Source organism: Thermosyntropha tengcongensis (assembly GCF_055381335.1).
In genome coordinates, this window is the sequence record NZ_AP042437.1 from 1,217,140 (window position 1) to 1,229,351 (window position 12,212).

Here is a 12,212-nt window from a genome sequence, read left to right on the forward strand (position 1 = left end):
GGTGAGCAGAACTATCTGGGTTCAACTATTAGCTTGATAGCAGTTCTTTCTTCTCCATCAATTATTATGTCTGTAAATGCAGGTATACAAATTAAGTCCATGCCACTGGGTGCTACGAATCCGCGAGCTATCGCAATAGCTTTTATAGCCTGGTTAATAGCTCCTGCACCAATCGCTTGTATTTCGGCCGCTCCCTTCTCTCTCAAAACTCCTGCCAGTGCTCCTGCCACTGAATTTGGACTAGACTTGGCTGAAACCTTTAATACTTCCATCGAATTACCCCCTCACAGTTGTATTAATTGTAATAATTAGATAGTCTGCTCTCTAAAATAATATTCGAAGCCAATATAAAAATTCCTTCTCATTTTAAAATTTTAAAAAATAATTTATTAATCATTAAGCATATGGGATATGCGCATTATAGATAAAGCTTTGTGGGTATGATCATCAACAGTTATAAGCGCCCCCTGAAACTGGGAAGGGCCTCCTGCCACTTCAAAGCGGGTAGGCCTTTGCGTCAAAAACTTTTCAATAACTGAGCTTTTTTCCATGCCCAATATAGAATCACGCGGCCCTGTCATGCCCAAATCGGTAATATAAGCTGTCCCCCCGGGCAGTATCCTCTCATCCGCAGTCTGTATATGAGTATGGGTACCCAAAATGGCCGTTACCCTGCCATCAAAATAATAGGCAAAAGCCAGTTTTTCTGAAGTAGCTTCCGCATGAAAGTCAACTATTATAATATCAGCTTTATCATTTATATCTTTCAATATTTCTTCCATAGTGCGAAAAGGGCAATCCAGGGATTGTAAAAAAACACGGCCTGATAAATTAACCACAGCTATCTTTACCCCAAAGCCGGCATTGTAAATATGATACCCCTGTCCCGGACAATAAGGCGGATAGTTGGCAGGCCTTATCAGCCGGGGTTCATCGTCGATAAAAGTATTAATCTCCTTGTTATCCCATACATGATTGCCCATGGTTAATACATCAATATTGCAGTTTAACAATTCATCCATCACACTGCGGGAAAGCCCCCGTCCACCGGCAGCATTTTCCGCGTTGGCAATGGTAAAAACCACATTATACTCTTTTTGAATACAGGCAAGCATATTTTTTACTGCCCTTCTGCCTGGTCTTCCCACAATATCGCCAATCACTAAGATATTCAAAGATAAAACCCCCAAATTAGCCTAACTTTGTAATATGTACAACAACTTTTATATTTCTCAATCAAAAAATTTTACCCATTAAGTATCTTTTCCACAAAAAATATTTCCTAAACTGTTCGGCAAATAGCAAAAAAATCCTGCGTCTAAAAATGGCAAAAACAAACAGGGTTATACTATAACCCTGTCATAAAGAAAATTATTTAGCGTACTCAACTGCTCTGGTTTCGCGAATAACTACTACCTTAATCTGTCCAGGATAATCAAGTTCCTCTTCGATCTTCTTGGCTATATTCCTGGAAAGGTTTATAGCCTCCAGATCGTCAATTTCTTCTGGCTTAACTATTATCCTGACTTCTCTACCCGCCTGGATGGCATAAGATTTCTCAACACCCGTGAAAGAATCAGCCAGCTGTTCCAGTTTTTCCAGCCGTTTAATATAGGCCTCCAAAGTTTCACGGCGTGCTCCCGGTCTGGAAGCTGAAATGGCATCAGCAGCTTGCACCAGTACCGCTTCTATGCTTTCAGCCTCTATATCACCGTGGTGAGCAGCGATAGCATGAATGACCTCTTTGCTCTCTCTATATTTCTTTGCCAAATCTACGCCTATTTCCACATGAGGTCCTGTAATTTCATGGTCAACCGCTTTTCCTATGTCATGCAAAAGCCCAGCCCGTTTGGCAAGCATAACATCAACATCAAGCTCAGCTGCCATAATACCTGCCAGATGGGCAACTTCAACAGAATGTTTCAAAACATTCTGACCATAACTGGTGCGGTATTTCAATCTGCCCAAAAGCTTTATAAGCTCTGGATGAAGCCCATGTACACCAACTTCAAACGCTGCTTGTTCTCCAGTTTCCCTTATTTCCTGCTCAATTTCCTTTCTGGCTTTTTCCAGCATCTCTTCAATTCTAGCCGGATGAATCCTTCCATCAGCAATCAGGTTTTCTAAAGCTAATTTAGCGATTTCACGACGGATAGGATCAAAAGATGACAAGATAACAGCTTCCGGAGTATCATCAATAATCAGATCTACTCCTGATAAGCTTTCGAAGGTACGGATATTTCTACCTTCTCTCCCTATTATCCTTCCCTTCATTTCATCATTGGGCAGAGCCACTACTGAAACAGTAGTCTCTGAAACTACATCAGCAGCACATTTTTGGATAGCAAGGGTAACAATATTCTTGGCTCGTTTTTCCGCCTCTTCTCTGGCTTCAGCTTCAATATTCTTAATCATCACCGCAGTTTCCTGTCTGATCTGCTGTTCAACATTGCTTAACAGCAGTTCGCGAGCTTCTTCACAAGTCAATCCTGAAAGGCGCTCCAGTTCTTTTAACTGCTGGGTACGGATAATCTCGATATCATGCTGCATCCTTTCAATCTCTTTTTCTCTTTCATTCAACATGACTTCTTTCTTTTCAATATTTTCTGTTTTTTTGTCCAGCAGCTCTTCTTTTTGGATTACCCTTCTCTCCAGGCGGTCAAGCTCCCTGCGCCTTTCTCTAAGCTCTCTCTCCGCTTCCTGGCGGCTGCGGTGAATCTCATCTCTGGCTTCCAAAAGCATTTCTTTCTGTTTGGCTTCAGCCTGTTTGGTAGCTTCTTCTATAATCCTTGCTGCTTCCTCTTCTGCCGCACCTATTTTGCCCTCTGCTATCACTTTTCTTCCATAGTATCCTGCAGCGAGGCCTACTGCCAAAGCAGCAAACGCTATTATAAGGCTTGCTATCGTACTTATCTAATTCACCTCCCTTACTTTTATTTTTATTCCTCTTTTTTATGTTTTTACAATAAAGCAATAAAAAAGAAAAACCGAGAAAACTCGGTTTAAAAGAAGTCCACATCACCTATTTGTTTAAAAACAGTTATTTTTAACCAAATGCTTATTTATATTGAATTATGTATAAATATAAATAAACATTTAATAACTGTATTTACAATCAACCAAATAGACACACAAAAGCCTTATTAACCCCAGAAAATTATGTTAATTCAGTTTTAAAATCTATATTAAAAATAAACATAACAATCTATATAAAACAATTTGCTTGTCTATACGGTCAACTCAAATAGGTTTCAGACTTCCAACCAGAGTTCTATTTAGATTTTAGTAACTTTACCTACAAGTGTCAAGCATCCTCGCTCGTGTTAAGTTTGACTTCACCTTTCTTGAGCATCTCCATAATAGTTTTTTCTAAAAGGGCATAAAATTCGGGATTATTTTTTATATATTCTTTGGCATTTTCCCGGCCCTGCCCCAGTCTTTCCCCATTATACGAATACCAGGAGCCGCTTTTCTGAATTATATCCAGGGAGGTTGCAATATCCAGCAAATCCCCTTCTCTGGATATCCCGGTACCATACATTATATCAAATTCCGCTGTTTTAAAAGGAGGAGCCACTTTATTTTTTACTACCTTTACCTTGGTACGGTTCCCAACTATTTCAGTTCCCTGCTTTATGGGATCCCCCTTTCTCACTTCAATGCGTACCGAAGAATAAAATTTGAGCGCCCTTCCGCCAGTGGTAGTTTCATTGCTTCCATAAACTACTCCTACCTTTTCACGAATCTGGTTTATAAAAATACATACCGCCCGGGATTTGCTTATATGAGCGGTAAGCTTGCGCAGTGCCTGCGACATAAGTCTGGCCTGCAAACCTACATGTATGTCCCCCATTTCCCCTTCCAGTTCCGCTTTAGGCACCAGGGCAGCTACCGAATCTATCACTACTACATCAATAGCTCCACTTCTAACCAGTGCTTCCGCAATTTCCAAAGCCTGTTCGCCGGAATCAGGCTGAGCTACCAGAAGATTATTTATATCAACCCCCAGCCTTTTGGCATAAAGGGGATCCAAAGCATGTTCAGCATCAATAAAAGCAGCCATTCCCCCTTCTTTTTGAGCCTGGGCAATAGCATGCAGAGCAACGGTAGTCTTACCTGAAGATTCAGGCCCAAATATTTCAACTACCCTTCCCCTGGGTAATCCGCCTACTCCCAAAGCCAAATCAAGAGAAATACACCCGGTGGGAATCACTTCAATGTTCATGGCAGCAGCTTCTCCCAAACGCATGATAGAACCTTTGCCAAATTGTTTTTCAATATTTTTGATGGCACTATTCAGGGCTTCCAGTTTACCCTGATTATTTTCCATGTTATCCATAAAAGCCCTCCCTCAAACATTTGTTCGATTTAATTTTAAAGCATATTCCCTTAAACTGTCAAGAAGTATATTACCCATCTAAATCAAAAGAACAGTTAACCTTATATACCGGCCCCTCCTTATAGAGATAACTCTCCATAAGCAAAAAATTATTTACTGTAAACCCGTACTCTTCCAGATTTCCGTTTATTTCATAAACCCTGTTTACCAGTTTATCCTTGTTTGATTCTGACCTTATGCGCCCCAGAGTTAAATGGAAGGTCCTTTTTTTATCATTTTCAAATCCCAATTCTCCCAGATAGGCATCAATCCTCTCCCCCAAAAAATATGCCTTTTCCATCTCCCCCTTTACCCCTATCCATAAAACCCGGGGATGATGATGGTTTGGAAAAAAGCCCAAGCGTGAAAGCTTGAGTCTAAATGGAGGCGAACTCTCAGCTGCATAATTTAAGGCCTTTTTTATACCATCCAGTTTATATTCTTCAACTTCTCCCAAAAATTTTAATGTTAAATGGTAATTTTCATATTCAACCCATTTTACATCTGCTGATAAAGCTTCCAGCTCATTTCTTATATACCAGGCATATTTTTTAATCTCTTCCGGAACCGGAATCGCTACAAAAAGACGCAACTTAAACATCTCCCCTTAAAAATTCTCGTCTTATAAGGTCCAGGGCAGTTTTAGCCGATAAAGTCCTGATAACCCCGCGATTACCTGCAAAGTTCATCTTGATAACCTGATTGTGTTTTTTGCTTCCTGCAGCAATATAGACCAGCCCCACCGGCTTTGTCTCACTTCCTCCTCCTGGTCCCGCTATGCCGGTAATAGCCGCTCCTATATCGGCACCGGAAAGGGAAAGCACTCCCATTAACATCTCTTTAGCCGTTTCCTCACTTACCGCTCCATATTTTTCTAAAGTATCGCCCTTTACCCCTAGGATTTTCCTCTTTGCTTCATTGCTGTAGGTTACTACTCCCCCCCAAAAATACTCTGAACTTCCCGGTAAATCAGTAATCATTTTGGACAAAAGCCCACCCGTACATGATTCGGCAAAAGCCATAACAAGGCCTCTTTCTCTGGCAAGTTCAGCTATTACCGAAGGCAGAGTATCTTCATCATATCCATAAATATAATCCCCTAATCTTGCTTCGATTTTTTCACTAATATCATTCATTATCGCTTTGCTGTTTTCTCTGTCCTCACCTTCCGCTGTTAACCTGATGTGTACTTCCCCTTCCCTGGCCAGCAAAGCAACACTTACTCCGCCAGGATTTTGAATAATATCAGCTATTTTTTCCTCTACCTGCGATTCCCCTATTCCAAAAACCTTTATAATCCTTCTTTCCGTTTTGCATACACTGGCTCCCAAATCTTTTATAAGGAGAGGAACTGCTTCATTATCAAACATCAAAGCCATCTCATGGGGAGGACCAGGTAAAAGAATAAGCACCTTGCCGTTTTGCTTGAGATACATCCCGGGAGCAGTTCCGGCCTCGTTTTTTAGCCTTAAAGCTTCCCTGGGGAACATGGCCTGCTTTTTGTTAGCCTCCGGCATAGGCCGGTTGCGGCGGGCAAAAAAATCCTTAAGCCTTTCCAGTTCTTCATCAATAATCTCCATTTTCAGCTGCATTACTTCACAGGCTACCTCTTTGGTCAAGTCATCCAAAGTAGGCCCCAGGCCACCTGTAGCAATAACTATATCAGCCATGTTAAGTCCGGTAATGAAAGCCTTTTTGATAAATTCACGCGTATCTCCTACCACACTTTTCCCTACTACTTTTATTCCAAGCTCGTCCAGTTTTTGCGCCAAATATACCGAATTAGTATCTGGAGTAGATCCAGTTACCAGCTCTGTTCCGGTAGCTATAATATAGGCCTTTTTCACCAGTACTTTCATCTCCTCAAAAAAGCATTTTATTTATATTAACCACAAAATAATTCCAATATATATAAGTTAAGTTCTTTTTAAAGCTGCACTATCCCTGCTGCCAAATAAAAAAACTTGACTTGCGTCAAGTTTTATAAATTAACCGGTATATTGTTATTGTTCATAAGCTCCAGAAAACGTTCACGGCTAAATATTTCTTCCTCTCTTATTCTATCTGCCATAAATAAAAGCAATTCTTTGTTTTTCTCCAAAATATCCCTGGTTTTAACCTGCAAATCACTTATAATCTTTGTGCTTTCTTCATAAACCAGGTTTTCAGGCACATCTTCAATATTTATTACTCCCAGCGAAGATAAACCAGAAGCTATTATCTCCCTGGCGGTATTCCATGCACTTGCAAAATCACCTTTCGCTCCTGTACTTGAATTACCGTACTTCATTTCTTCAGCCAAAGCCCCAGCCAGGGCAACCATAATCTGTTTTTCCAGTTCTTTCCGGGTATAAAGATATTTATCATCACCCGGAGACTTTCTCATATATCCCAGCGACCTGCCTCTTGGAATAATGGTAACAGCAGCTACCGATCCCGGTTCCAGCAGTTCGCTTACCAAGGCATGTCCTATCTCATGAACACTTACCCGGGCAATCTCTTCATCTGAAGGCCTGCGCTCCAATTTTTCACCCATAATAACCTTATCAATAGCTTCCATAAAATGACGTTTCTCCAGCTTTTCTTTTCCTTCCCGCATAGCCAGAATAGCAGCTTCATTAGCCAGGCTTTCCAGATGGGCTCCTGAAAAACCAAAAGTTTCCCGTGCTATCTCTTCCAGGGCTTTTTCATCATCAAAAGGCTTGTTTCTGGTATGAATCTCCAAAATCTTTTTACGCCCATTTTTGTCAGGCAATCCAACATAAACCTGTCGATCAAAGCGTCCCGGCCTTAATAAAGCTGGATCCAGCATGTCACTTCGGTTGGTAGCTCCTATTACCAGTATACGGGGATCTTCATTGGGATTAATGCCATCCATCTCAACCAAAAGCTGGTTTAAGGTCTGGTCATATTCCAGATGATTGGTATGGCTTCCTCTTTTAGCTCCCAGAACATCCAGTTCATCTATAAAGATTATAGCACTGCGGCAGTTTTGTTCCAGGGCCTTCCTTTTAGCTTCCCGGAACAGATTGCGTACCCTTTTGGCTCCTACTCCTGCATACATCTCAATAAACTCACTGCCTGACACAGCTATAAAAGCAGAATTTGTATAGCCGGCCGCTGCTCTTGCGAGAAGCGTTTTTCCGGTTCCAGGCGGACCTACCAGGAGAATTCCCTTTAAAGGCCTTATTCCCATCTTCAATATCTTTTCGTGATTTAATAAAAACTGTAAAGCTTCTTTCAATTCTTTGATAGCACTTTCCTGTCCACCTATATGGTCAAAATCAATGCAGTATTTGTTTTTATCAGCACCTTTAACCACCTCATATTTTATATGTCCCTGGGCACTAAGGAAAAAGTAAAACCCTCCCAAAAGCAAAACAATCAAAATTACCGGAGCGACATTCACACCAATAAAAGCTAAAAAAACAAGCCAGGCTATCCCTATTCCTAAAGCTGCTTCCTTCACTCCTCTTCCCACCTTTAATCTTAAAGCTTATTTTGACGGCTGATTACTGCATAAAGATAACCGCCTTCCTCCTGCCTGATCTGTAAATAAAGGTTATCATCATCAACAAAAAGTTTATAGCTTAAACCTTTGCAAGCAAGCTCCTTATTAAGGTAATTTATCAGCCAGGTATAGGCATTCTTCTCTATCGCTTCATAAATCGCAGGCTGCAGCAGATAATAAACCTCTTTTAACCCGGGATTTGATTTATCTTCAACAATCAAAGCATAGTTCTGTTCCCCCAGCCTATCGTCCAGTACTGAACAGATACCGTTATAAACTTCCATCAGATTATCTACTTCTCCCAGTTTGACTACCACCTTATAAGGCTTTTTTCCGTTAATTTTTACTGTTTCTATTTCCTGCCGCCTTTCCAGTTCCTTTATTGCCGGTGCCTTCAAAATGTATTTGGTATATAAATTAAATCCTGTCCACAGCACCGCCAGGGATAAAACGAGAGAAACTATCACCACAAAAATACGAATTTCGCCTTTTTTCATCATACCACCTTCTCAACAATTCATTATATCACGGCCTGTACCAAAAACCTTTAAGAAAACTTTAGCACCGCTGGCAACATTAACTTTGGAAATGTTTTTACATTACAAAATATTACATGTCTTAAATTAAGGATTTCAAACAAGTCAATTAATATTATTTTTTTATCTAATCATAACCAACTGTTATGTCTGCCGGCAAAAAAATAATATATACTAAAATTAGTCGTTTTCGACTTTTCTCTACAAAAAATTTCGCAAGGAGGGCAGATAAAATCTCTTTTTGGTGGACAAACTTAAAGCAGGAGACATCCTTCTTAATCTAATGTAAGGGGGCAAAAAGATGACTATGCAAGCTGAACTCCTGGTATTGGTGGAAAAGCTCAACAGTATTCTGTGGGGTCCAATCATGCTGGTACTTCTCCTCGGCACAGGCATTTATTTCACAGTACGCACCAACTTTATCCAGATACGTTTTTTTAAACAAGCCTGGCGGCAGGTTTTAGGAAACGCGTATAAAGACAGTGACAGCAAACAGGAGGGCCTGTCATCATTTCAATCGCTTACTACTGCTGTAGCGGCCCAGGTAGGTACCGGAAATATTGTAGGGGTAGCAACTGCAATAGCTTCCGGGGGGCCAGGTGCAGTATTCTGGATGTGGGTTTCAGGTTTTTTCGGCATGTCTACTATATTCAGCGAAGCAGTCCTTGCGCAAAAATTCAAAACTACCCGCGATGGTGCCGTGGTGGGCGGTCCTGCCTATTATATTTCCCAGGGATTAGGCCAAAAATGGCTGGCTGTAATATTCGCAGTATGTATAGTGCTGGCCCTCGGATTTATGGGCAATATGGTGCAGGCAAACTCCATTGCCGTTTCTATAAATAATGCATTTGGGATAAAACAGACTTATGTAGGTATAATAGTAGCCCTGCTGGTAGGAGCTGTAATTCTGGGAGGCATAAAACAGATCGGCAAAGTGACCGAAATTCTGGTACCCTTTATGGCATTTTTCTACATTGCGGGAGGATTAATCGTAATAATCCTTAATATCGAAAATCTCCTGCCTGCCCTTAAAATGATTATAGTGGGGGCTTTTTCCCCTCAGGCAGTAGGAGGAGGGGTTCTGGGAGCTACTATCCGCGAAGCATTCCGCTACGGGATTGCCCGCGGCATATTCTCCAATGAAGCAGGCCTGGGAAGCACTCCTCACGCCCATGCCATTGCCCGGGTCAACCACCCTGCTGAACAGGGTTTTGTCGCTATGGTAGGGGTGTTTATAGTTACCGGCATAATATGTACCATGACCGCACTGGTTATATTGACTGCCGGTGCTGATTATACGAAAGCTACCGGAGCTATCCTTTCCCAGATGGCTTTTGCCAAAAGCTTTGGAAACTGGTTTGGGCCCAAGTTCCTGGCTGCTGCCCTTTTCTTCTTCGCCTATTCCACCCTTTTAGGCTGGTATTACTTTGCCGAAACTAATATCCGCTTCCTTTTTGGTTCCAAGCCGGTAAATATATTTAAAATAATCGTGCTCATCCTCATAGTTTTCGGTTCTACCCTGGAAGTAAAACTGGTTTGGGCTTTGGCTGACTTTTTCAATGGCTTAATGATAATTCCCAACCTTATCGGAGTACTTGGGCTATCCGCCATAGCCTTATCAACATTTAAAGAATATGAACAAGAAATCTTTCCCAATATGATCCGCAAATCTGCTTAATAAGCGACTACCAGAGAGACCCTGCCTAACATCATTACGGGCAGGGTCTCTTATTTATCACTTTATACGATTTGATTTTCTCCAAATTTTCATCTTTTCGGCTTCTTTAATCAATTCATCCCGGAACCGGGGATGGGCAATATTGATGAGTGCCTCTGCCCTTTCCCAGGTGCTCTTCCCTTTCATATCAGCAACCCCGAATTCAGTAACTATCTTATGGGTTGCCGTCCTGGGATCAGTAACTATAGCACCTGGAGTCAAGGTAGGTTTTATGCGCGACATAACCTGGCCGTCTTTTCCAGTATAGGTAGAATGCATACATATAAAGCTCTGTCCGTCTTTTGACCTGTAAGCTCCTTCCACAAAATCAAGCTGCCCTCCTGTGCCGCTTATATGCCGCGTTCCCACGCTTTCCGAACACACCTGGCCAAAAAGGTCTACTTCCAGGCAGGCATTTATTGAGACGAAATTGTCTATGCTGGCAATAACCGAGGGATTATTTACATAGTCAACCGAATAGGAAGCTATCCCCGGATTGTCATCAATAAATTCATAAAGTTCTTTAGTTCCCAAAGCGAATGACATAACCTGCTTGTATCTGTCAATATTCTTATACTTGCCGGTAATCTTGCCAGCTTTGGTCATTTCCAGAAAGGCATCTACATACATTTCCGTATGTACCCCTAAATCTTTCAAATCAGATTTAGCTACCAGAGTTCCTACCGCATTAGGAATGCCGCCTATTCCCAGCTGCAGACAACATCTATCCCTCATCAGCCCTATTATGTGTTCAGCTATTTTAACATCTGTTTCACTGGGTGGTGATGGATTTAAAGTAGGCAAAGGAGGATTGCTCCCTTCCACCACATAGGTCACCTGGCTTATATGGATACATTCCTGATTTCCTCCCAGTACCCTGGGCATATTTTCATTAACTTCCACTATGACATATTCTGCGTTTTCAATAGCTGCCATACAAGCTGCTGATCCTGCTCCAAAACTGAAATAGCCGTGTTTATCCATAGGGGCTACTGTAGCCATGAATATGCGGTTAGGATTTACATCCTTGCGCGTCATCATCGGACACTCATTAAACTTCATAGGTATATAAAACATCTTATCAGTCGTATCATAATACTTGCGATCAAGCCCTCCAAAATGCCAGGAATGCCACCAAAAATGGTCTCCGTCCGGATCCGCTTCCAGGGAATAGTGAGGCCATACCCCTAAATCTACCCTTATCTTTACATCCCACAATTCATCTTTTCTGGCCGCTAAAGCCTTATCCAGTTCATTGGCTGATGCCAGGCCAAAACCATAGTCAATCCAATCGCCTGATTTTACCACTTTAACTGCTTCCTCAGCAGTAACTAATTTGCGCCTATATTCTTCCTGCCAGTTCATCAATTTTTCGCCTCCTTTTTAAAAATAATCATGCCTATTGATTATTCGATAAAACATTAAATTATATGCTTAATTTTTAATTAAAAATAAAAAGGTAGAATAAATTCTACCATAAAAATAACAAAAAACATATTATTTTATAGTATAAAACTTGTAAAAATAATCAATTCCTGACCATATAGTTATGGCTACTGCCACATACATGCACCATATGCCAACAGGCCAGGGTATAAAAGACTCATACAGATGTTCCAATATAACCAGCAAAACAGCGACAATCTGGCTTACAGTTTTAGCTTTTCCCCATTTGCTGGCAGGTATTATAATCCCTTCCTCGGCTTTTACCGCTCTAAGTCCAGATACCGCAAATTCCCTTCCCAGTATTACAATTGCTGTCCATCCCGGTATTCTTCCCAGTTCCACCAGGCTTATCAGGGCAGCAGTAATAAGAAGTTTGTCTGCCAGAGGATCTAAAATTATACCCAGCTTGGTAATCTGTTTCCATTTTCTGGCCAGATATCCATCAAGGCTGTCTGTCAAAGCAGCTACGATAAAAATAAAAGCCGCCATATAATCGCCATAGGGTATTTTTACCAGCAATACGATAACAAAAAAAGGAATAAGGATAATGCGGATTAAAGTTAATATATTCGGAATATTCATAAGCCTTTTTTCTCCTGTTCCAAGCCTTGATTTTAAAATAAG

11 protein-coding genes are annotated in these 12,212 nt (G+C 41.2%); 1 reads left to right on the forward strand and 10 read right to left on the reverse strand.

Going from position 1 to position 12,212, the window contains the following annotated elements:
* Positions 1-11: 11 nt before the first annotated feature.
* The 8 genes from ACZ42E_RS05815 to ACZ42E_RS05850 all read right to left on the reverse strand — a co-directional run bounded on the left by ACZ42E_RS05815 (position 12) and on the right by ACZ42E_RS05850 (position 8,389).
* Positions 12-272, reverse strand: coding sequence for a stage V sporulation protein S (locus tag ACZ42E_RS05815; RefSeq protein ID WP_073092925.1), 261 nt, complete (start codon positions 270-272; stop codon positions 12-14).
* Positions 273-389: 117 nt separating this feature from the next.
* On the reverse strand, positions 390-1,175 hold the full coding sequence (locus ACZ42E_RS05820; RefSeq protein WP_464891423.1) for a TIGR00282 family metallophosphoesterase: 786 nt from the start codon (positions 1,173-1,175) through the stop codon (positions 390-392).
* Between the two features lie 196 nt (positions 1,176-1,371).
* Positions 1,372-2,913, reverse strand: a complete 1,542-nt coding sequence (rny, locus tag ACZ42E_RS05825; RefSeq protein ID WP_464893487.1) for a ribonuclease Y — start codon at positions 2,911-2,913, stop codon at positions 1,372-1,374.
* A gap of 391 nt (positions 2,914-3,304) precedes the next feature.
* Complete coding sequence (gene recA, locus ACZ42E_RS05830) at positions 3,305-4,330, reverse strand: recombinase RecA (RefSeq protein WP_464893488.1); 1,026 nt, start codon at positions 4,328-4,330, stop codon at positions 3,305-3,307.
* A 79-nt stretch (positions 4,331-4,409) separates the two neighbouring features.
* Positions 4,410-4,970 (reverse strand): RNA 2',3'-cyclic phosphodiesterase, encoded by a 561-nt coding sequence (gene thpR / locus ACZ42E_RS05835; RefSeq protein WP_464891424.1) that lies wholly within the window; start codon positions 4,968-4,970, stop codon positions 4,410-4,412.
* Between the two features lies 1 nt (position 4,971).
* Positions 4,972-6,225, reverse strand: a complete 1,254-nt coding sequence (locus ACZ42E_RS05840; protein WP_464891425.1) for a competence/damage-inducible protein A — start codon at positions 6,223-6,225, stop codon at positions 4,972-4,974.
* 134 nt (positions 6,226-6,359) lie between these two features.
* A complete protein-coding gene (locus ACZ42E_RS05845; RefSeq protein ID WP_464891426.1) occupies positions 6,360-7,847 on the reverse strand; it encodes an AAA family ATPase in 1,488 nt (495 codons plus the stop codon).
* A 20-nt stretch (positions 7,848-7,867) separates the two neighbouring features.
* A complete protein-coding gene (locus ACZ42E_RS05850) occupies positions 7,868-8,389 on the reverse strand; it encodes a hypothetical protein (protein WP_464891427.1) in 522 nt (173 codons plus the stop codon).
* Between the two features lie 337 nt (positions 8,390-8,726).
* On the opposite strand from ACZ42E_RS05850, the gene ACZ42E_RS05855 reads away from it, so the two are divergent.
* Entirely contained in the window at positions 8,727-10,103 is a 1,377-nt protein-coding gene (locus ACZ42E_RS05855; RefSeq protein ID WP_464891428.1) for an alanine/glycine:cation symporter family protein, read from the forward strand.
* Positions 10,104-10,160: 57 nt separating this feature from the next.
* Here the strand turns inward: ACZ42E_RS05855 and ACZ42E_RS05860 are convergent, their stop codons facing one another.
* Both ACZ42E_RS05860 and pgsA read right to left on the reverse strand, forming a co-directional pair.
* Positions 10,161-11,507, reverse strand: a complete 1,347-nt coding sequence (locus ACZ42E_RS05860) for an acetyl-CoA hydrolase/transferase family protein (protein WP_464893489.1) — start codon at positions 11,505-11,507, stop codon at positions 10,161-10,163.
* Positions 11,508-11,639: 132 nt separating this feature from the next.
* On the reverse strand, positions 11,640-12,170 hold the full coding sequence (gene pgsA / locus ACZ42E_RS05865) for a CDP-diacylglycerol--glycerol-3-phosphate 3-phosphatidyltransferase (RefSeq protein ID WP_464891429.1): 531 nt from the start codon (positions 12,168-12,170) through the stop codon (positions 11,640-11,642).
* Between the last annotated feature and the right edge of the window lie 42 nt (positions 12,171-12,212).

Excerpts from the sequence above, each read along its gene's own strand:
- ACZ42E_RS05815 (WP_073092925.1), bottom strand. The coding sequence starts at position 272 with ATGGAAGTATTAAAGGTTTCAGCCAAGTCTAGTCCAAATTCAGTGGCA.
- recA (WP_464893488.1), bottom strand. The coding sequence starts at position 4,330 with ATGGAAAATAATCAGGGTAAACTGGAAGCCCTGAATAGTGCCATCAAA.
- ACZ42E_RS05850 (WP_464891427.1), bottom strand. The coding sequence starts at position 8,389 with ATGATGAAAAAAGGCGAAATTCGTATTTTTGTGGTGATAGTTTCTCTC.
- ACZ42E_RS05855 (WP_464891428.1), top strand. The coding sequence starts at position 8,727 with ATGACTATGCAAGCTGAACTCCTGGTATTGGTGGAAAAGCTCAACAGT.
- ACZ42E_RS05860 (WP_464893489.1), bottom strand. The coding sequence starts at position 11,507 with ATGAACTGGCAGGAAGAATATAGGCGCAAATTAGTTACTGCTGAGGAA.
- pgsA (WP_464891429.1), bottom strand. The coding sequence starts at position 12,170 with ATGAATATTCCGAATATATTAACTTTAATCCGCATTATCCTTATTCCT.